Here is a 23132-nt window from a genome sequence, read left to right as displayed (position 1 = left end):
CTGACCCTGTCGGGCGTGGTCAGCGGCACCGGCTTCAACCTGACCAAGGACGGCAGCGGCACGCTGACGCTGTCGAACACCGCCAACACCTACACCGGCACCACCACGGTCAGCGGCGGCACGCTGGGGATCGCCGCGGCCGGCAGCATCAGCAGCGCCGCGCTGACGCTGGCCGGCGGCACGCTGGACAGCACCGGCAGCAGCGTCACCCTGGCCAACGCCGTGGCGCTGGGCAGCGGCAACGGCACCGTCAACGTCGGCAGCGGCAACGCCCTGACCCTGTCGGGCGTGGTCAGCGGGTCCAACGCCCTGACCAAGACCGGCACCGGCGGCCTGACCCTGTCGGGCAACAACAGCTACACCGGTGCCACCACGATCAGCGCCGGCACGGTGACGGCCAGCCACGCCAACGCGCTGGGCACCACCGCCGCCGGGACCACGGTGGCCGACGGCGCCACCCTGGCCATCGCCAACGGCATCACGCTGGCGGAAAACCTGACCGTCTCCGGCACCGGCGTGTCGTCGGCCGGCGCGCTGCAGGTGAGCAGCGGCAGCGCCACCGTCAGCGGCACCGTCGCCATGGGCGCCGACACCACCGTCAGCGTGTCGGGCACTGGCCTGACCCTGTCGGGCGTGGTCAGCGGCAGCTACGCCCTGACCAAGGCGGGCACCGGCACGCTGACCCTGTCGGGCAGCAACAGCTACACCGGCGCCACCACGGTCAGCGCCGGCACCCTGGCGATCGGCAACGCCAACGCTCTCGGCACCACCGCCGCCGGCACCACGGTGGCGAGCGGCGCCGCCCTGTCGCTGTCGGGCGGCATCAGCGTCGCCGAGGCGATCACCCTGTCGGGCACCGGCGTGTCGTCGGGCGGCGCGCTGGTCAACGGCAGCGGCGCCAACACGATCAGCGGCGCCGTCACCATGGGCGCCGACACCACGCTGACCGTCACCGCCGGCAGCCTGGAGGTCAGCGGCACGCTCGGCGGCGCCTACAACCTGACCAAGGCGGGCGGCGGCACGCTGACCCTGTCGGGCAGCAACGGCTACACCGGCACCACCACCGTCAGCGCCGGCACGCTGTCCATCGCCGGGTCCGGCAACATCAGCAGCGCCGCCGTCACGCTGAACGGCGGCACGCTGGACGTGACCGGCAGCAGCGTCACCCTGGCCAACGGCCTGACCGTCGGCTCCGGCGGCGGCACGGTCAGCACCGCCAACGCACTGACCCTGTCCGGCACCATCTCCGCCGGCACCAACGCGCTGACCAAGTCGGGCAGCGGCACGCTGACCCTGTCCGGCACCAACAACGCCACCGCCTGGACCACGACGGTGACCGGCGGCACGCTGTCGATCGGCGCGGTCGGCAATCTCGGCACCGGCACCGTCACGCTGAACGGCGGCACGCTGGCCTCCACCGGCAGCGCCGTCACGCTCGCCAACGCGCTGTCCCTGGGCAGCAGCCACGGCACCGTCAGCGTCGGCACCGGCAACGCCCTGACCCTGTCGGGCGTCATCAGCGGATCCTACAACCTGACCAAGTCGGGCGCCGGCACCCTGACCCTGTCGGGCACCGGCACCTACACCGGCACCACCACCGTCGGCGCCGGCACCCTGATCGTCACCGGCACCCTGAACGGGGCGGCGGCCGGCGCGGTCACCGTCGGCACCGGCGGCACGCTGGCAGGATCCGGCACGGTGAACGGCGGGCTGACCGTGCAGTCGGGCGGCACGCTGTCCCCCGGCGTTTCCGGCACCAACAACGGCGTCGGCACCCTGACCGTCAACGGCGGCCTGACCATCCAGACCGGCGGCACGCTGGCGGTCGACCTGGTCAGCACCAGCAGCCACGACCAGGTGGCGGTCACCGGCACGGTCAATGTCGGCAGCGCCACCCTGAGCGCCAGCGGCAGCTACACCCCGGCCAAGACGGCCAGCGGCGACAGCTTCGTCATCGTCGCCAACGACGGCAGCGACGCCGTCACCGGCACCTTCACCGGAAGCGGCACGCTGACCCTGAACAGCGGGTCGATCACCATCGGCTATGCCGGCGGCACCAACAGCAACGACGTCGTGCTGACCGGGCCGGTCAACCAGGCGCCGGCGCTGGCCGGCACCTTCACCACCGCCGGCACGGTCGACGACAACGCCACCACCACGCCGTTCAGCGGCGTGACGGTGACCGACGCCGACGACACCACCGGCACCTTCACCGTCACCATCACCTACACCGCGGCCAACGGCACGCTGACCAGCGCCGGCGGCGGTCTGATCGGCAGCGCCGGCAGCTACACCCTGACCTCCACCACGCCGAGCGGGCTGCAGACCCTGCTGCAGGCGCTGGTCTTCACCCCCACCAACAACCAGGTGGTGCCCGGCAGCACGGTGCAGAGCACCTTCACCCTGACCGCCAGCGACGGCACGACCAGCAGCAGCGCCAACACCAGCACGGTGGTCACCGCCAGCTCGATCAACGACGCGCCGACCGACGTCGCCCTGTCGAACAGCTCCGTCACCATCTTCGACGGCACCAACGCGGTGATCGGCACCCTGTCGAACACCGACGCCGACACCGGCCAGACCTTCACCTACACGCTGGTCAGCGGCACCGGCAGCACCGACAACAGCCTGTTCAACATCTCCGGCACCGCGCTGCGGGCGAACGACGCCGCCACCCTGACCGCGGGGCAGAGCTATTCGGTCCGCGTCCAGGTCAGCGACGGCACCGCCACCTATGAGAAGGTCTTCAGCATCAGCGTGACGAACGACCTGGTGGTCGACGTCACCGCCATCGACGGCACCACCAGCGGCACCTACAGCGGCGACAGGGCCGACGGCGGCGGCCTGGACCTGAAAGAGGCCATCGCCCTGGCCAATGCCGTGTCGGGCAACGTCACCATCCGCTTCTCCGGCACGCTGGCCGGCACCATCACCCTGCCCGGCACCCTGACGGTGCGCAGCGGCGTGACCCTGGCGATGGACAGCGACACCGACAGCCGGTCGCTCACCATCACCGGCAACGGCTTCACGCTGGGCAACAGCTTCGGCGTCAGCATCGCCGACGGCGACACGCTGACCATCAATTCGACGCTGGCCGACAACGGCACCAACACCGCGGCCCTGACCAAGAGCGGCACCGGCACGCTGGTGCTGGGCGGCACCAACAACACCGCGAGCGGCAACACCGGCATCAACACCATCACCGTCAGCGGCGGCACGCTGTCGGTGGCGGGCGACGCCAACCTGGGCACCGACACGGTGACGATGAGCGGCGGCACCCTGACCGTCACCGGCGCCACCACCATCGACAACGCCATCACCCTGTCGTCCGACAGCTCGATCACCAACGCCAACGCCGTCACCCTGTCCGGGGACATCACCGGCGCCGGCGGCCTGACCAAGCTCGGCTCCGGCAAGCTGACGCTGAGCAGTGCCGGCAACAGCTATTCCGGCGGCACCACGCTGCGTGGCGAGATCGAGCTGGGCACGGCCGGCACCATCGGCAGCGGCACCATCACGCTGAACGGCGGCACGCTGACCACGACCGCGACCAGCCAGACGCTGACCAACGCCATCGATCTCACCGGCAGCGGCACGGTGAAGACCGCCAACGCCCTCACTCTGTCCGGCGTGGTCAGCGGGTCGGGCACCCTGACCAAGGACGGTGCCGGCACGGTGACCCTGTCGGGGACCAACGGCTATACGGGCACCACCACGATCAGCGCCGGCACCCTGAGGGTGTCGGGTGGCAGCGCCATCGGCGACGGCAACGCCGTGTCGGTGGGGGCGAGCGGCACGCTGGCCCTGTCGAGCAACGAGACCATCGGGTCGTTCACCGGTTCCGGCGCGGTGACGCTGGGCAGCTACACGCTAACGGCCGGCGGCGACAACACCACCACCACCTTCTCCGGCGTGCTCTCCGGCGCCGGCGGCCTGACCAAGGCCGGCACCGGCACGCTGACCCTGTCGGGCGGCAACGCCTACATCGGCTCCACCACGGTGTCGGCCGGCACGCTCGCCACCTCGGGCGGCAGCGCCATCGGCGACAGCAGCGCGGTGACGGTGGCGAGCGGCGCCACCCTGACGCTGGGCGCCGCCGAGACCATCGGCTCGCTCAGCGGCGCCGGTTCGGTGGCGCTCGGCAGCTACACGCTGACCAGCGGCGGCGACGACACGTCGACGACCTTCTCCGGTGTGCTCTCCGGCAACGGCAACCTGTCCAAGTCGGGCGCCGGCGTGCTGACCCTGTCGGGCGCCAACACCTACACCGGCACCACCGGCATCACCGCCGGCACGCTGTCGGTGACCAACGCCACCAACATCAGCAGCGGCGCGCTGACGATCAACGGCGGCACGCTGCAGATCACCGGCACCGGCGTCACCATCGCCAACGCGGTCACCGCCGGCAGCAGCGGCGCCACGGTCAGCACGACCAACAGCGCCACCCTGTCGGGCGTGGTCAGCGGAACCGGCACCGTCACCAAGTCGGGCAGCGGCACCCTGACCCTGTCGGGGGCCAACACCTACACCGGGCAGACCACGGTTTCCGCAGGCACGGTCAGCATCGCCGCCGACGGCAATCTGGGAACCGGCGCGGTCAACCTGGCGGCCGGAAGCACGCTGCAGGTCACGGGCGCGACCACCATCGACAACGCGGTCGCCCTGACCGGCGACGCCACGGTCCAGACCGACGCGGCCGTCACGATCAGCGGCAACATCACCGGCAACACCCGCACGCTGACCAAGTCGGGCAACGGGACGCTGACGCTGTCCGGGACCAACAACACCTCCGGCTCCGGCGTCAGCGGCATCACGGTGACCACGGGAACCCTGGCGGTGGGGGCGCCCGCCAGTCTGGGCCAGACGACGCTGACGCTGGACGGCGGCACGCTGGCCTCGACGGCGGCCTTCAGCAGCGCAACCGGCGTCGCGCTCGGCAGCGGCGGCGGCACCATCGACGTCTCGGCCGGTTCGGTCACGCTGAGCGGCATCGTCTCCGGCACCGGCGGGCTGAGCGTCACCAGCACCAACGCCGGCAATGTCCTGGGTCTTTCGGGAACCAACGCCTACACGGGCGGCACGACGCTGGGCGGCGGCATCCTGCAGTTCGGCAGCGACACCGCGGTGGGAACCGGGACGCTGACGATCAACGGCGGCAAGGTGCGCGGGTCGGGCTCCACCGCGCGGACGCTCGCCAACAACCTCGTGCTGGGCGGCACGATGACGATGTCCGGTTCGGCAGCGCTGACCTTCACCGGCACCGTGGATCTGGGCGGTACGACCCGGACGGTCAACAACACCATCACCGAGGCCCTGACCTTGAGCGGCGTGGTGTCGAACGGCTCGCTGACGGTGGCGAGCACCAGCACCGGCGCGCTGGTGCTGGGCGGGACCAACAGCATGACCGGCATCACGGTGTCGTCCGGCACGCTGTCGGTCGCCGACGCCGCCAGCCTGGGGTCCGGCACGACGACCCTGTCGGGCGGCACCCTGTCGATCACCGGCGCCACCACCATCGCCAACGCCATCGCGGTGTCGTCGGGCTCGACGATCAGCAACTCGGCCGCCGCGACGCTGTCGGGCGAGCTGTCGGGGTCGGGGGCGCTGACCAAGTCGGGCAGCGGCACGCTGACCCTGTCGGGGACCAACACCCACACCGGCGCCGTCACCATCTCGGCGGGCACGCTGGCGGCGGCCGGCGGTTCGGCGATCGGCGACACCAGCGCGGTGACGGTGTCGAGCGGCGCCACCCTGTCGCTGGGCAGCGGCAGCGAGACCATCGGGTCGCTGACCGGAGCCGGCAACGTGGTGCTGGGCTACCGCCTGACGGTCGGTGGCAACAACAGCGACACGACCTTCTCCGGCGTGATCTCCTCCACCAACACCAGCGGATTGACCAAGACCGGCAGCGGCACCCTGACGCTGTCGGGCGCCAACACCTACACCGGCGCCACCACCGTGTCGGCCGGCGGCCTGACGCTGTCGGGCGGCTCGGCCATCGCCGACGCCGGCGCGGTGACGGTCGACAGCGGCGCCACCCTGACGCTGGGCGCCACCGAGACGATCGGCTCGCTGGCGGGTGACGGCACCGTCTCCATCGGCGCCAACACGCTGTCGGCCGGCGGCAACAACGCCAACACCAGCTTCGCCGGCAGCTTCAGCGGCTCCGGCGACTTCTACAAGCGGGGCAGCGGCACCCTGACCCTGTCGGGCACCAACAGCAGCAGCTTCACCGGCACCATGACGGTGCGGGACGGCGGCACGCTGAGCGTGGCCGGCGACGCCAACCTGGGCGCCGGCACGGTGACGCTGAACGGCGGCACGCTGACGGTGACCGGGGCGGGCACCATCGACAACGCCTTCGACACCGGGGTCAACGGCGCCACCATCGACAGCGGCGTCGCCGTGACGCTGTCGGGCGCCATCAGCGGCAGCGACGGCCTGACCAAGTCCGGCAGCGGCACGCTGACCCTGTCGGGCACCAGCACCTACGCCGGACCGACCACGGTGTCGGCGGGCACGCTTCTGGTGACGGGGGCGCTCAACGGCACCCGCGCCGTCTCGGTGGCGTCGGGGGCGACGCTGGGCGGCACCGGCTCGATCTTCGCCACCGCTTCGGCCAACACCCTGACCATCAACAGCGGCGCCACCCTGGCGCCGGGCGTGGCGGGGACCAACAACGGCATCGGCACGCTGACGGTCAACGGCGCCCTGGCGATGAACGGCACGATGGCGGTCGAGCTGGCCGGCAACACCACCGCCGGCACCGACTACGACCAGGTGATCGTCAGCGGCGGCGTCACGCTCGCCAGCGGGTCGAGCGCGGTGACGGTCAGCCGGGTGAACGGCTACGCCGCCACCAACGCCACCTACCGGGTGATCGACAGCCAGGGCAACGGCACCATCACCAACACCCTGTCCGGACTGGCGCAGGGCGACACCATGACCAGCAACGGCGATCTCTACACCGTCGACTATGTCGGCGGCACCGGCAACGACCTGGTGCTGAACGGCATCGTCAACCCGATCGTCTCGTCGGTCAGCGCCAGCACCGCCGACGGCAGCTACAAGGCCGGCGACACCATCACGATCACCGTCACCTTCAACCGGGCGGTGACGGTGACCGGCACGCCGACGCTGGCGCTGGGCAACAACAGCCGGACCGCGAGCTACGCCAGCGGCTCGGGCACCACCACGCTGAGCTTCACCTACACGGTGCAGGCCGGCGACACCTCCGCCGACCTCGACTACGCCTCCACCGCGGCGCTGGCGCTGAGCGGCGGCACCATCCTCGACAGCTCCACCAACCTCGCCGCGATCCTGACGCTGGCGTCGCCGGGGGCGGCCAACTCGCTGGGCGCCAACAAGGCGATCATCATCGACACCACGGCGCCCAGTGCGCCGGGCACGGCGGACATGACCGCCGGCACCGACACCGGCACATCCAGCACCGACGACATCACCGGCAACGCCACCCCGACCTTCACCGGCACGGCGGAGCCGAACAGCACGGTCCGGCTGTACGACACCGACGGCACCACGCTGATCGGCACCGGCACGGCGGACGGCAGCGGCAACTGGTCGATCACCGTCTCCACCCTGTCGTCGGGCAGCCACACCATCACCGCCAAGGCGACCGACGCCGCCGGCAACACCTCGACCGCCTCGACCGGCCTGCCGATCACCATCGACACCACGGCGCCCAGCGCGCCGGGCACCCCGGTCCTGGCGACGGCCAGCGACACCGGCACGTCGGGCAGCGACGGCATCACCCGGACCACCACCCCGACCGTCAGCGGCACGGCGGAGGCGGGATCCACGGTGACGCTGTACGACACCGACGGCACCACCGTGCTGGGCACGACGACCGCCGACGGCTCGGGCAACTGGACCATCACCAGCTCCACCCTGGCGTCGGGCACCCACAGCCTCAGCGTCAAGGCGACCGACACCGCCGGCAACACCTCGACCGCCTCGTCCGGCCTGTCGGTGACGGTCGACACCACGGCGCCGACGGTGTCGTCGGTGACCGCCTCGACCGCCAACGGCACCTACAAGGCCGGCGACACCGTGTCGATCCAGGTCGTCTTCTCCGAAGCGGTGACGGTCACCGGCACGCCGACGCTGGCGCTGGGCACCGGCCGGACCGCGACCTACGTCAGCGGGTCGGGCGGCACGACGCTGACCTTCACCTACACGGTGCAGGCCGGTGACACCGCGTCGGACCTCGACTACGCCTCCACCGCGGCGCTGGCGGGCACCATCGCCGACATCGCCGGCAACAGCGCGACGCTGACCCTGCCGGCGACCGGCAGCGGGTCGTCGCTGGCCGGGACCAAGGACATCGTCATCGACACCACCGCCCCGACGGTCACCGCCGTCGGCGTGCCGGCGAGCGCCACCTACCGCACCGGCGAGACGATGGACTTCACCGTCACCTTCTCCGAAGCGGTGACGGTCAGCGGCACGCCGACGATGGCGATCACGCTGGACAGCGGCGAGGTGGTGCAGGCGAGCTACCGCTCGGGCTCGGGCAGCAGCGTCCTGACCTTCCGCTACACGGTCGGCAACGGCCTGACCGACCGCGACGGTGTCGGCATCGGCGCCTCGATCAGCGGCGGCAGCATCGCCGACCTGGTCGGCAACAGCGCCATCCGCACGCTGAACAACGTCGCCAACGCCGGCGGCGTGCGCATCGACAGCGTCAACCCCACCGTCACCAACGTCACCGCCGGCACCGACAACGGCACCTACACCACCGGCGACACCATCTCGATCCAGGTGACCTTCAGCGAGGCGGTGACCGTCAGCGGCACGCCGACGCTGGCGCTGAACACCGGCCGCACCGCCAGCTACAGCGGCGGGTCGGGCACCAGCACGCTGACCTTCACCTACACGGTGCAGGCCGGCGACACCGCCGCCGACCTGGATGCCGTCGGCACCGGCGCGCTCGCGGGGTCGATCACGGACATCGCCGGCAACGCCGGCGTCCTGACCCTGACGGCGCCGGGCGACGTCCGGTCGCTGGGGCTGAACAAGGACATCGCCATCGACACCACGCCGCCGTCGATCCGCAGCGTCATCACCCCGGCCGACGGCCTGTACGGCGTCGGCAAGACGCTGAGTTTCTACGTCCAGCTCAGCGAGACGGTCATCGTCAACGGCACCCCGACGATCACGCTCGACATCGGCGGCCAGACCCGTCAGGCGGTCTACAACGCCGCGGCCAGCAGCGGGGCGATCCTGCGCTTCGATTATGTGGTGCAGGCGGGCGACAGCGATGCCGACGGCATCGCCGTCACCGGGCTGAACGACAACGGCGGCAGCATCACCGACCGCGCCCGCATCCCGCTGCCGGCGACACTGAACAACATGCCGGGCACGCAGAGCGTGCTGATCGACACGGTGGCCCCGGCCACGCCGTCGGTCCCGGCGCTGGCGGCCGGGCAGGACACCGGCAGCTCCGCCACCGACGGGATGACGAACATCAGCCGCCCGACCGTCGGCGGCACGGCGGAGGCCGGGTCGACCGTCACCGTCCTGGTCGACGGCGTGGCCCGCGGCAGCGCGGTGGCCGGCGCCGACGGCAGCTGGAGCTTCACCTTCGCCACCCCGCTGGCCGACGGGACCCACGCGATCACCACCACGGCGACCGACCGCGCCGGCAACGCCAGCGGCAGCTCGCCGGCCCTGGCGCTGACCATCGACGCCACGGCGCCGGTGCTGTCGACCCCGACCATCGCCGGCGGCTTCGACAACGCCGCCAACATCATCGCGACGGCCCGTCCGACCCTGACCGGCACGGCCGAGCCGAACAGCACCGTCACCGTCATCCTGGACGGCGCCGTGCTGGGCACCGCCACCACCGGGGCCGATGGCGGCTGGAGCTTCGCGGTCGCCACCCCGCTGGCCGACGGCGCCCACAGCGTCCAGACCACGGCGACCGACCGTGCCGGCAACATCGGCCGCTCGGCGATCCTGACGCTGACGGTCGACACCCAGGGTCCGGCGGTGAGCGTCGGCGGCTCCAGCCCGACGCTGAGCGCCGGCGGTACGGCCGCGATCGGCGCCGGCGTCACGCTGTCCGACGCCAACGCGCTGGGCCGGGTGACGATCGCCCTGACCGACGCCCGCAGCGGCGACGAGCTGGTGATCGGGACGCTGCCGGCCGGCATCACGGCGACGCGCGACGGCACCACGATCGTGCTGTCGGGCGTGGCGTCGGCCGCCGACTATCAGGCGGCGGTGCGGGCGATCGGCCTGCGGTCGAGCGCCACCGACCCCAGCTTCGCCGGGACGGCGCTCAGCCGGTCGCTGACCGTGTCGGCCCGCGACGCCGCCGGCAACAGCTCGTCGGCCGCGTCGGTGACGGTCGCGGTGGCCCGCGCCGCCACGACGACGACGACCACCACCACGCCGACCACGCCGACCACGACCACGACGACGACGAGCAGCAACGGCCCGTCGCTGTCGGGCAGCGGGTCGAGCGGGTCGTCCGCCAACGGTCCATCCTCCGGCGTGGGGTCGAACGGTGGATCGGGCAGCAACGGCCTCGGCTCCTCCTCCGCCCCGTCCTTGCCGGGTGGCAATGGCGGCAACTCCGGCGGCTCCAGCGGCGGCACGCCTGGCTCCTCGTCGAGCACGGACGCCGGCCGTTCGGTGACGCTGGGCAGCGTCGGCGGCTCCTCGTCGAGCACCGATGCCGGCCGTTCGGTGACGCTGGGCAGCGTCGGCGGCTCCTCGTCGAGCAGCGACGCCGGCCGTTCGGTGACGCTGAACAGCCTCGGCGGCACCGGGTCCAGCGGCTCCGGCGGCGGCGGTTCCAGCGGCAGCGGCTCCGGCGGCAGCGCGCTCGGCGGCGGGCTGGGCGGCGGCCTCGGCGGCGGTGTGGGAAGCGGGCTGGGCGGCGGCCTTGGTGGTGGTCTGGGCGGTGGTCTGGCCGGTGGCGGCCTGGGCAACGGCAACCTGGGCAGTGGTCTGGGCGGCACACCGGGCACCGGCACGGGAAGCGGCAGCGGACCCGCCACCGGCACCGGCGGCACCACGACCGGCGGCACCGGCAGCCAGGGCACCGGCGGCCAGACGCGCGGCTCCACCTCCGGCCAGCAGGGTCAGCAGGGCCAGGGCAGCCCCAACCAGGGCAACGGCCTGAACAATGGCCCGGGCAACGGCCCGGGCAACGGCCTGCTGAACGGCCAGACCCGCGGTCCGGCGACCGGGCCGCAGGGACCGCAGACCCAAGGATCCCAGACCCAGGGCTCTCCGAACCAGGGCCAGCAGAACCAGGGCAGCCAGGGTCAGGGCCAGCCGTCGCAGGGCGACGACCAGCAGGGCCAGCCCCAGGGTGCTCCCCAGGATGGCGGCGGCGCGCCGCCGGACGGGGCGGACACCCGCGCCGAGGTCGTCCCGGCGTCGCCCGGCTTCGCCCGTCAGGTCGCCCGCGCCCATGGCGGCCCGGCCGGCGCGTCGGCCCTGCTGGCGGCGCTTGCCAACCACATCCTGCCCGACAGCCGGGCCGCCTGACGGCGGCCCGCTGCGACCGACCACCCTTCCAGGCGGCCACCGGCCGTTCCCAACCGTCCCAATCCTTTTCCGCCGAACGGAATCGCTCACCCCATGATGACCTCGACCGCCCCACTCCGCCGCCGCTTGCTCTCTTCGGTGGTTTCCGTCGCCGCGCTGACGGCGTCCCTGCTGGCCGCGGGCTGCGCGGTCAAACCCGAGCCGATGTCGGCGGAGGACAATCTGGCCCGCGTGCGCAAGGACCTGAGCGTCGTGCTTGCCCCGCAGGAACCGCTGACCAAGCCGCTGTCGATGGACGAGGCGATGGCGCGCGCCATCAAGTACAACCTCGACGAACGCGTGAAGGTGATGGAGACGGCGGTCGCCAGCGACCAGCTCGACCTGTCGCACTACGACATGCTGCCGCGCGTCGTCGCGGCCGCCGGCTACACCGGGCGCAACAACGACGCCGGGTCGGAAAGCCTGAACCTCGCCACCGGCCGGCGCACCGGCGAGAGCACCACCGCCACCGACCGCCACCGCCGGACCGGCGACCTCGCCTTCACCTGGAACGTGCTGGACTTCGGCGTCAGCTATCTGCGGGCGCGGCAGAACGCCAACCTGGTGCTGATCTCCGAGGAGCGCCGCCGCCGCGTCGTCCAGGGCATCATGCAGGACGTGCGCACCGCCTATTGGCGCGCGGTGGCGGCCGAACGGCTGCTGGCGCGGATCGCGCCCCTGGAGAAGCGGGTGGAGGGCGCCCGGCGCGACGCCCGCACGCTGGAGGCGCTGCGCGTCCAGGCGCCGCTGCAGGCGCTGACCTACACCCGCACCCTGGTGGAGACGCTGCGCCAGCTGCAATCGCTGCGGCGTGAGCTGGCGGCGGCGAAGTCGCAGCTGGGCGCGCTGATGGGCCTGCCGCCGGGCGAGCCGTTCCAGCTCGAGATGCCGACGGCGGCGGCGATGACGGCGCCGCCCAAGCTGGAGGTGGCGGCCGAGGCGCTGGAGACCTACGCGCTGCTGAACCGGCCGGAGCTGCTGGAGGAGAGCTACAACCAGCGCATCACCGCCGACGAGACCTGGCGGTCGCTGCTGAAGCTGCTGCCGGGCATCGACCTCAACGCCGGGCTGCGCTACGACAGCAACAGCTTCCTGCTGAACCAGCGCTGGGCCGACTATGGCGCGCGGGTCAGCTGGAACCTGATCAACCTGGTCTCCGCCCCCGCCACCAAGTCCTACCTCGACGCCCAGGAGGATCTGGTCGCCTTCCGCCGTCAGGCGCTGAGCATGGCGGTGCTGAGCCAGGTGCAGGTGGCGATGCTGCAGTTCCGCGAGCTGAAGCAGGAGTTCGCGCTGACCGCCGAGCAGGCCGACCTCGACGGCCGCATCCGCACCCAGTACGCCAACGTCGGCGACGCCGGGCAGGTGGGCGAGCTGGGGGTGATCCAGTCGGAGGTGACGGCGCTGCTGTCGGACCTGCGGCGCGACCTGGTCTTCGCCGACCTGCACAACGCCTACGCCCGCGTCATGGTGTCGGCCGGCGTCGACCCGCTGCCCGACACGGTGCCCGACACCGACCTGAAGACGCTGACCCAGGCGGTGGGCAAGGGCCTGTCCACTTGGCAGGAGCGCGCCAACAGCGCGCTCCGCGTCCGCGACCTCGTCGCCAAGGAGGCGCCCAAGACCGAGGCCGCCAAGCCGGAGGCGGTCAAGCCCGCCCCGGCCCCCACCCCGGCCGCCGTGCCGGCTCCGGTCGCGGCGGCCAAGCCGGTGGACGCGCCCACCCCGCCCGGCGCCGCGGCCCCGGTTGCTGCCCTGGCCCCGGCAGAGCCGAAGGCCGTCGCCATCGTGGACACCCCGGCGTCGACGCCGTTCGTTCTGGCATCGAGCGTCGCCCCCACCCCGGTTCCCGCCCCGGAGCCGATGAAAAACGAGCCGATGAAAAGCGAGCCGGCGAAGGAGCCGGTGAAGACGGCCACCCCCGCGCCGACGCCCACCGCCCCGGCCCCGACCGCCCCGGTTGCGACGGCGTCCTTCTCTCCCGTCATCCAGGCGGATCTCGGGGCCTACGCAAGCCACAGGTTGGCGCAGCGGGAATGGGATAGCATCGCGACGCGCCTGGGAACGGCGGCGGCCGGCACCGATGCGCTGTACGTCACCACCCGGCGCAGCGGTGATGGCAAGATGATCGTCCAGTTGCGCGCCGGTGGTTTCACCGATCACGCCGCGGCGGAGCGCTTCTGCCGGCAAGTGAAGGATAAGCAGCGGGAATGCACCGTCCGTACCGTTTCAGCCCAGGACGCCCTGTCGTCCGGCAGGCTCGCGTCGCTGTGACCCGCCCCGCCCCGGCGGTCCGCGCCACCGCCCTGGTCGCCGTCCTCCTCGGCCTGCTGGGGGGAGGGGCCGCCCTCTCCCCCGCGCTGGCCCAGGACGCCGCCCAGGGGCAGGTCCGCGCCCTGATCGAGGCGCGGCGGCACGCCGTGCTGTCCGCCGAGATCCCCGGCCGCATCGCCCGCATGAGCGTCGATGCCGGCCAGAGCTTCAAGGCCGGCGACCTGCTGGTCGCCTTCGACTGCGCCAGCTATCAGGCCGAGCTGGACGCCGCCCGCGCCCAGTTGAACGCGGCGGAGGTGACGGCGCGGGTCAACCGCCGCCTGAACAGCCTGCGCTCGATCGGCGAGGCGGAGGTGCAGTTGGCCGAGGCGAAGGCCCAAGTCGGCCGCGCCGAGGTCCGCAAGGCCGAGGTCCAGGCCCGCCGCTGCGACATCAAGGCGCCCTTCGACGGCCGGGTGGTCGAACGCCGCATCCAGGAGCATGAGTCGGTCCCCGCCGGCGCGCCCCTGCTGGAGATCCTGTCCGACCGCGACCTGAAGGTGGAGTTGATCGTCCCGTCCTCGTGGCTGGTGTGGCTGAGGCCGGGGCAGCGCTTCGACCTGCGCGTCGACGAGACCGGGGCCACCCTGCCCGGCGAGGTGCTGCTGCCCGGCGCCAAGGTCGACCCGGCCAGCCAGTCGGTGAAGGTCACCGCCAAGCTGACCGGCGACGGCGTTCCCCCCGGCATGATCGCCGGGATGAGCGGCACCGCGATCTTCCCGGCGCCGACGCTGTCGTCGCTGCCGTCCCCCACCGGGGGAACCGGCGGATCCAAACCCGGCGCCGCGCCATGAGCGCGGCCATGGCCCAGACCAACACGCCCTCCAACCCGCCGCCCAACCCGCCCCACCCCGCTCCCCAGCCGGTCAACGGCCTGCTGATGCTGCTGGAGCTGCAGCGGCAGGCCTGGCGGATGGCGACGGCGGCGGAACTGCGCTACCACATCGTCAACCAGACCCGCCGGATGATCCAGTACCGGCAGGCCGCCTTCCTGACCCTGCCCGGCCGCGGCCGCCCGGTTCTGGAGGCGGTGTCGAACATCGCCGTGCTGGAGCCCAACACCCCCTTCGGCCAATGGCTGGCGGACGCGGTGCGCGCCGTCGCCGCCGGGCCCGAGGGCAACAGCGTCCACGTCGTCGATCCCGCCGCCCTGCCCGCCGCCGTGCGCGCCGAATGGGGCGAATGGGGGCCGGCGCAGGTGCTGTGGTGCCCGCTGCGCAAGCCGGAATCGACCCCGGAGCCCCTGCCCGGCGCCCGGGCGCCGGCGACCCCCGCCGCCCCGCCGCCGGCCGGCCTGTGGCTGGGCCGCGACGAGCCGTGGACCGACGGAGAGATCCTGCTGCTGGGCCATCTGGCCGAGGGCTACGGCCACGCCTGGTGGGCGTTGGCCGGGAAACGCCCGCGCCGGCACGGGCTGCGGCGCGCGGCGCTGCCGCTGGTCCTCCTGCTGCTGGCCGGCGGCGGGCTGGCCATCCCGGTGCCGATGTCGACCCTGGCCCCGGCCGAGATCCAGACCAGCGACCCGGTCATCGTCGCCGCCCCGCTGGACGGCGTGATCGAGCGCTTCCACGTCCAACCCAACGCGGTGGTGACGGCGGGGCAGCCGCTGTTCAGCTTCGACGCCACCGTCCTGCGCAGCCGCTTCGAGGTGGCGCGCAAGGGGCTGACCCAGGCCGAGGCGGAGCTGCTGACCGCCTCCCAGGCCGCCTTTGCCGACCCGCAGACCAAGGCGCGCGTCGCCCAGCTGCGCGCCCAGGTCGAGCTGCGCCGCGCCGAGCTGGCGCTTGCCCGCGACCTGCTGGAGCGGGTGACGGTGAAGGCCGACCGCGCCGGCATCGCCGTCTTCACCGACGTCAACGACTGGCTGGGCAAGCCGGTGGCGGTGGGCGAGCGGGTGCTGACCATCGCCGACCCGCAGGCGCCGGAGATCGACATCATGGTGCCGGTCGGTGACGCGCTGGTGCTGGAATCGGGATCGCCGGTCGAGCTGTTCCTGAACGTCGACCCGCTGCACCCGCTGCAGGCCCGGCTGACCCGCGCCAGCTACGAGGCCGGCCTGTCGCCCGCCGGGGTGCTGTCCTACCGGGTGAAGGCGACGCTGGAGCCGGCCGCCCAGGCCGGGCAGGAGCCGGGACCGCCGCCGCGCATCGGCCTGCGCGGCACCGCCAAGATCCTGGGCGACCGCGTGCCGCTGGCCCTCTACCTCTTCCGCCGCCCGCTGGCCCTGCTGCGCCAGGGGCTGGGGGTTTGATCACCGCTCCGTAGGGGACGCCCTCTTGTCCATCGCCCTCACCCCCGCCGGGGCCGGTCCGGCCGCCGCCCAACGAACCGCCGGCCAGGGCCCCGCGCAGGATCCGCTGGCGGCCCTGCGGCTGCCGGGTTTGCGCGACGATCTGGCGCTGCTGCCGGCGCCGGCGGGGCAGGACGGGGCGCCGGGCTGGACGATCCACGACCCGGTGCGCAACCGCTATTTCCGCATCGGACCGGAAGCCTTCGCGCTGATCGCCCACTGGCACCTCGCCAACCCGCGCGTCATCGCTGCGGCGGTGGCGGAGGAGAGCCTGTTCGAGCCGACGGTCGACGACGTCATGGGCTTCTACCAGTTCCTGGCCGCCAACAACCTGACCGTCACCGTCGACACCGCCTATCTGGCGCGTCAGGCGGCGGCGCGGCGCACCGGCTGGTTCTGGTGGCTGGTCCACAACTACCTGTTCTTCCGCATCCCGCTGGTGCGGCCCGACCGCTTCCTGGCGGCGACGCTGGGCTGGGTGGCGCCGCTCTACGGCCGGGTGTGGCTGGGGGTGGTGCTGCTGGCGGCGGTGGCCGGCGGGCTCTTGGTGGCGCGGCAGTGGGACGCCTTCCTCAACACCTTCCAGCATTTCTTCTCGCCGGAGGGGCTGGCGCTCTACGGCGTCACCCTGCTGGGCACCAAGATCTGCCACGAGCTGGGCCACGCCTACACCGCCAAGCGCTTCGGCTGCCGGGTGCCGACGATGGGGGTGGCCTTCCTGGTGATGTGGCCGGTGCTCTACACCGACACCACCGACGCGTGGCGGCTGGTGTCGCGCCGGCAGCGGCTGGCGGTGGGCGCCGCCGGCATGCTGACCGAGCTGATGATCGCGGTCTTCGCCACGCTGGCCTGGAGCTTCCTGCCCGACGGGCCGCTGCGCAGCGCCGCCTATTTCCTGGCGACGGTCAGCTGGGTGACGACGCTGGCGATCAACCTCAGCCCCTTCATGCGCTTCGACGGCTATTACCTGCTGTCCGACGCGCTGGACGTGCCGAACCTGCAGGAGCGCGCCTTCGCCATGGCGCGCTGGAAGCTGCGGGAGTGGCTGTTCGGGTTGGGCATCGCCCCGCCGGAGCAGATGCCGGCCCACCGCCGCCGCATCCTGCTGGCCTATTCCTACGTCACCTGGGTCTACCGGCTGGTGCTGTTCCTCGGCATCGCGCTGCTGGTCTATCACGTCGCGATCAAGGTGCTGGGCATCCTGCTGTTCGCCATCGAGATCGGCTGGTTCGTCGCCCGCCCCTTCATCGGCGAGGCGACGGCGTGGTGGTCCTTGCGCGAACGCTTCCGCCCCAACCTGCGCACCGGGCTGACGCTGGCCGGGCTGGCGGCGGCGGTCGGGCTGACGCTGCTGCCGGTGACCACCACCGTGTCGGTGCCGGTGGTGTGGCGGGCGTCCGGCTTCGCCACCGTCTACGCCCCCTTCCCCGCCCGGCTGGAGGAGGTGCTGGTCCAGCGCGGCCAGGGCGTGGTGGAGGGCGAGCCGCTGTTCCGCCTGACCGCCCCCGACCTGGACGGCAAGCTGCGCCAGACCGAGCTGCGCATCGACTGGATGCAGGACCAGATCGCCCGCCTGTCGTCCAGCCGCGAGCAACTCGACCGGGTGCGGGCGATGGAGGAGGATCTGGCCGCCGCGCTCGCCGAACGGCAGGGGCTGCTCGACAGCCGCGACCGGCTGGTGGTGCGCGCCCCCCTGTCGGGCACCGTGCGCGACATGGAGGAGGCCTTGTTGCCCGGCCGCTGGATCGGGCCGAAGCTGCCGCTGGCCATGCTGGTGGCGCCCGGCAACGGCGAGCTGGTCGGCTATGTCGGCGAGGGCGACTTCGACCGCCTGCGGCCGGGGGCGCCGGCGCGCTTCCACCCCGACGACCCGCTCGCCCCGCGGCGCGAGGCCCGGGTGCGCGCGGTCGACCCGGTCGCCGTGTCGGTGCTGGACGTGCCGGCGCTCGCCTCGATCAACGGCGGCCCGGTGGCGGTCGAGGGGCAGGCCGGTCCGGCCGGCCCGCACGGCGGCCCCGGAGGCGGTCCCAACGGGCGCAGCGCGCTCGCCCCGGTGGAGGCGGTCTACCGCATCGCCCTCGACGTCGATCCGGCCGGAGTGCCGTCCCCAGACGCCGAGGCCGGGGACGCCAGGACCGGGGACGGGCCGGCGCATGTCACGCGCGGCATCGTCCGGGTGGCCGGCGAGGCGCGCAGCGTCGCCGAACGCTTCTGGCGCGTCGCCGCCTCGGTGCTGATCCGCGAGACGGGGTTCTGAGGCCGGCGGAGCCGCCACTCACACCGGAGCGGCGGCGAGCATCCCGGCGTTCGCCGCGACCAATCCGCCCGACGCGGCGGGGCGGACGTAGCCGATCGGGTTGGGGCGCGGCTCGTTGCGGCCGTATTGGATGAAATGGACCAGGGCCTGCTGCTGGTCGGTGCCGAAGGCGGCGGACAGGTCGGCGTTGGCCATCAGGTAGGCCAGGGCGTTGAAGCGGGTCGACCGCCCCTCCGACTGCCCCCGGCTCTGGTAATGCGCGGTGGCCGCCGCGGTGTCGGTGCCGTAGAGCGCCGCCAGATCCGGGTTGGCGGCCAGATAGCTCAGCGCGTCGAAGCCGCCGGCGTCGCGCCGCGGCGTGTTGCCGTAGAGGACGACATACCGCTTCACCCGCCCGTCGTCGGTGCCGAAGGCGCTCAGCACGTCGGGGTGGGCCATCAGGTAGTCGTGGGTGTTGAAGACGGTCTGGCGGTTCTCCGTCCGGCCGAAGCGGATGTAATGCTCCTCCGCCGCCGCCGGGTTGTTGCCGAAGGCGGCGGCCAGATCGGGGTTCGCCGCCAGATAGGAGAGCGTGTCGAAGCTGGTGCTGCGCCCCTCCCGCCGGCCGTAGAGCATGTAGTGCCGGGCCGCCTGGGCGGTGTCGGTGCCGAAGCCGGCGGCCAGATCCGGGTTGGCGGCGAGGTAGCCCAGCAGGTCGAGGCCGGCGCTGCGCGGCTCGGCACGGCCGCTGGTGATGTAATGCCGGGTCGCCGCCGCCGGGTCGAAGCCGAAGGCGGCGGCCACATCCGGGTTCGCCGCCAGATAGGCGTAGCCGTCGAAGCGGGCGCTGCGCCCCTCCCTGCCGGCGTAGGTGAGGTAGTGGCGGGTCGCCTGCGCGGTGTCGGTGCCGAAGGCGGCGGCCAGATCGGGGTTCGCCGCCAGATAGGCCAGCGGGTCGAAACCGGTGGTCGTCCGTCCTTCCCGCCGGCCGAAGGTCAGGTAATGCCGGGTGGCCTGGGCGCGGTCGAAGCCGAAGGCGGCGACCAGATCGGGATTGGCCGCCAGATAGGCCATCGGGTCGAAGGACGCGATCGTCCGTCCCTCGCCACGGCCGGCGCTCAGGTAATGCTGGCGCGCGGCGGCCTCGTCGGTGCCGAAGGCGGCGGCGAGGTCGGGGTTGGAGGCGAGGTAGACCAGCGGGTCGAACCCCGACAGCGTGTCGCTGAGCCCGGTCACCCGCAGCGTCACCGTCTGGCTGGTCACCGCCCCCTGGGCGTCGGTGACGGTGTAGGCGAAGGCCCCCGCCGACCCGGACGTACCGGAGGCCGCGCTGTAGGTCAGCCCGGCGAGGTCGGCCACGCCGAGCACGGTGCCGGCGGTGACCGCGCTGCCGTTCGCCAGCCGGACGGTGCCGCGGTCGGGCAGCCGGGTCAGCGTCACGGCGATGACGTCGCCCTCGTCGAGGTCCTGCGGCCGGTCGACGCCGAGCGGCACCGCCGGCCCGCCATCCTGCGCGACCACGGTCTTGTCGCCCTGGACGATCGGCGCCCGGTTGGCCGGGCGGGAGGCGATGGTGAAGCCGAGCCAGCGGCTCCAGGTCACGCCGTTGTAGGCGCGCACCGACAGCTCGTCGATCCCCGGCAGGCTGGAGGCGGCGTAGGTCGTCGCAGCAAAGGCGGCGGCGGTCAGCGGGACCACCGCGCCGTCGGCTTGCGCCACGCCGCCGACCAGGATGCGGCCGGCGCCGTTGGTGTTGTCGACCAGCTCGTACTGGGTGACGGCGCCGCCGGCCGGGTCGCTCGCCGACACCAGGCTGGCGATGCCGACCGTCGAGCCGATGTCGACCCGGCCGGAGCGGACGGTGAGCGTTGCCGGCTGCAGGCTGATGCGGATGTCGGCGAACAGGGCGTATTCGACGTCGGTCAGGCTGTCGGTGCCGTCGCTGCCGCTGTGGGCGATGGTGGCGTTGTCGCCGGTGATGGTGACGGTGTAGGACGACCGGCTGCCGGAAAAGACCGCGGTGTCGATGCCGCCGCCGCCGATCAGGGTGTCGTTGCCGCCGCCGCCGGTCAGCGTGTCGTTGCCGGCGCCGCCGATCAGGACGTTGGCGGCGTCGTTGCCGATCAGGATGTCGTTGCCGCCGCCGCCGCTGGCGTTCTCGATGGTGACGCCGTCGGCGATCGCGATGTTGTCGACCGCCGCCCCGCCCGACCCGTTGGGACCGATCGAGCTGAAGGACCCGGGTGTCAGGTTGATCGACACCGCGCCGGTCTGGCCGCTGGCGTCGATGGTGTCGGTGCCGCCGGCGTCCCAGATGGCTTGGCTGACCGCGGTGGCCGTGCTGGCGAAGACGTAGCGGTCGTCGCCGGTGCGGGTCTGGCCGTTGGCGCCGTAGAGGTACTGGACCGCCGCGATGTCGTACAGCGCCGGCCCCGTTGCCAGACCGTTCAGGCCCAGGCTGGGGTGCTGGTTGTAGGACATGATCGTGTAGCGGTAATTGTCCTCGGCGCTGGACAGGTAGGGCCCCTCGCTGCCGCCGCCGCCGGCGTTGTAGTTGCCGGGGTGCTTCAGCCCGATGGCGTGGCCGATCTCGTGCAGGATGGTGAGGTAGCCGTAGCTGCCGGCGGTCGGGCTGCTGTTGCTGGAGACGTTGTTGGCGAGATAGACGTCGCCGCCGCTGCCGTAGAGCGACCCGGTCGGGTAGTAGGCGTAGGCGGCGCTGGAGCTTTGCCGGTTGGTGCCGAAACGGATCGAGCCGCCCTGCCCGCTGTTGGCGCTGTCGGAGGTTTCGACGAACGAGACGTTGGCGACCAGGCTCCAGGCGGCGAGCGCCTGGCGCACCGCGTTGCGCTGGACCGTGGACAGCGCCGCGAAGCCGCTGGCGTCCGACGTGGAGGCGTAGGACGGTGCCTGCTCCATGAAGCTGTAGCTGACGGACGCCCCGCCGCCGACGCCGCCGCTGCCCCAGCGCGGCGTCCCCGACGGCAGCAGGGCGGCCACGGTGCTGGACACCGTGCCGAGCGGGGCCGCCGCCGCGTCGAGGCCGCCGGCGAGCGGCGCGGTGCTCCAGCCGGCGGCGCTGCACAGCAGGCAGGAACAGGAGGGCACGGCGTCGGTCGGGGTGACGGCCGGGGCGTCCAGGGGGTCGAGGCTTGGGATCGTCATGGTCAGGGGCGTCGCGGCGCGGAATGCGGCCCCCGCAGCTTACAACCTTCCATCCCCCGATCGAAAGGGGAGGCCGGCCCGTACCTTTTTTCTCACCGCGTCGTCTTCCGTCGCCGGCCCTCTCCCATCAGAAGCCTCCGTCAAAAGCCGTAGGCGCGCAGGATGTCGTCCCTCTTCACGCTGTAGGGGCTGTTGCCGTGTTTCCCGGACAATGCCCCAGTCAGCACGAGCGGAAGGGAGGCCCCAGGCCGCGGCGGCAGGATGGTGTCGGGCCACGCGACATGCGTCAACTCGCTTCCCAGGATCTGCCGCGCCCGCTCAACGCAGGCGAACAGCGCGACCTGATCGATCATCCAGAGGTAGTAGCGTTCAAAGTTCGTCCTCAGGAAGTCGGCCATCATCAGAAGCGTCAGATACCCGCCCTTGCTCTGCCGGAAATAGACGAACGAAGCGTTGTAGCGGCTGCACAGGGGCTCGCCGCGGTAGTCGGTGTGGGCGATGTCATGGTCCGAAGCGAAAGTGACGATGTCTTCCGGCTTGTCCTGGAAAAGGATGTCGGCGTCGCACACGATCACGTTCGCCTTGTGCCGCATCATCACCTCGTGGGCGATGATGAACCGTGAGGAGGCGTAATAGGGCTTGTCGATAGCGTCGCCCTGCAGCGCCCTCTCTTCACGGGAAAAGAAGACCGGCATATCCCCGACGGTGTCGCGAAGACGACCGATCAGCCGGTCAACCTCGTCGTCGCCGTTTATGATGTGGTAGTGCACCGTTGCCGAAGAGTGCAGAGCGTGGAGGTTGAGGATCTGCGCCGGCGCGTAGCGCTTGAAATAAGCGCCGTCCACCGAGACGAGGACGACGTGCGACCCGGTTGGCGCGAAAGGCCCTGCCCCGTCCGGCGTTCCGGCCTCCAGCGCGTCCGCCTGCGCCAAGGCCGCGGTGACGCGGCGAATGGCCAGGGACGACAGGTCGACCACGCACAGCGCGTCGCGGCGGTATTTGCCCTGATGGAACAGGGCCTCGACAAGCCAGAGATGGAAGATGGCGTTGCGATAGCCGGCGGCGGCGCGGCCATGCGCCTCGGCCATACCGTGCTGCCCGATCTCGTTGAACAGGAACGCAAGGTTGGCGTGGATCTGCGGCCGCAGGGGGGATGCCGGCGCGCGCTCCAGCGCACGGCTCAGAAGGGCGATGCCCTGGCGCGGGATCGCTTCGTCGCGTTCGAGAATCCCCATGCCGGCAAAGGAAAGCCTCTCGGCCAAGGCCAGATACAGGCCTTCGCATTCCGGATCGCCCGCGATCATGACCTCTGTCAGACGCGTCTTTTCCGGCCCGTCGGCAAGACGGGAGATCAGCGCCGCCAGGATGCTGTAGAGCCGATACCAATCCCCGCCCGCCTCCGCGGCCGACAATTCCTTGTCAACCAGGGGGACGTCGATGCAGGAGGAGGCGGCGATGATGCCGTCGATGACCGGCCGAAGCCGAGTGAGAGTCACCATGGAACACGCTCATCGGACGATGTGGTGCGAAGGCTTGACGACAGCATCCGGCCGCGCAAGCTGCGGG

General features: G+C 72.2%; 7 protein-coding genes. 5 read left to right on the top strand and 2 right to left on the bottom strand.

Annotated elements, in window-relative coordinates:
• Positions 1-15 precede the first annotated feature (15 nt).
• The 5 genes from TSO352_RS01285 (at position 16) to TSO352_RS34190 (ending at position 18422) form a co-directional block, all read left to right on the top strand.
• Complete coding sequence (locus tag TSO352_RS01285; protein WP_247871827.1) at positions 16-11523, top strand: autotransporter-associated beta strand repeat-containing protein; 11508 nt, start codon at positions 16-18, stop codon at positions 11521-11523.
• A gap of 93 nt (positions 11524-11616) precedes the next feature.
• Entirely contained in the window at positions 11617-13836 is a 2220-nt protein-coding gene (locus TSO352_RS01280) for a TolC family protein (protein WP_247871826.1), read from the top strand.
• On the top strand, positions 13833-14669 hold the full coding sequence (locus TSO352_RS01275) for an efflux RND transporter periplasmic adaptor subunit (RefSeq protein WP_247871825.1): 837 nt from the start codon (positions 13833-13835) through the stop codon (positions 14667-14669). The genes TSO352_RS01280 and TSO352_RS01275 overlap by 4 nt, the downstream gene beginning before the upstream one ends.
• Complete coding sequence (locus TSO352_RS01270) at positions 14666-16126, top strand: HlyD family efflux transporter periplasmic adaptor subunit (protein ID WP_109105597.1); 1461 nt, start codon at positions 14666-14668, stop codon at positions 16124-16126. The genes TSO352_RS01275 and TSO352_RS01270 overlap by 4 nt, the downstream gene beginning before the upstream one ends.
• Before the next feature lie 25 nt (positions 16127-16151).
• Positions 16152-18422 carry a site-2 protease family protein gene (locus TSO352_RS34190; protein ID WP_109105596.1) on the top strand — a complete coding sequence of 757 codons (2271 nt, stop codon included), beginning with the start codon at positions 16152-16154 and terminating at the stop codon, positions 18420-18422.
• A gap of 18 nt (positions 18423-18440) precedes the next feature.
• Here TSO352_RS34190 and TSO352_RS01260 read toward each other — a convergent pair whose 3' ends face one another.
• Both TSO352_RS01260 and TSO352_RS01255 read right to left on the bottom strand, forming a co-directional pair.
• Positions 18441-21566 (bottom strand): M10 family metallopeptidase C-terminal domain-containing protein, encoded by a 3126-nt coding sequence (locus TSO352_RS01260; RefSeq protein WP_109105595.1) that lies wholly within the window; start codon positions 21564-21566, stop codon positions 18441-18443.
• Between the two features lie 140 nt (positions 21567-21706).
• Positions 21707-23065: a hypothetical protein gene (locus TSO352_RS01255; RefSeq protein ID WP_109105594.1), complete on the bottom strand. Its 1359-nt coding sequence runs from the start codon at positions 23063-23065 to the stop codon at positions 21707-21709.
• Positions 23066-23132 lie beyond the last annotated feature (67 nt).

Source organism: Azospirillum sp. TSO35-2, from assembly GCF_003116095.1.
Taxonomy (GTDB): Bacteria; Pseudomonadota; Alphaproteobacteria; order Azospirillales; family Azospirillaceae; genus Azospirillum.
This window is presented reverse-complemented; position numbering and strand designations above follow the sequence as displayed.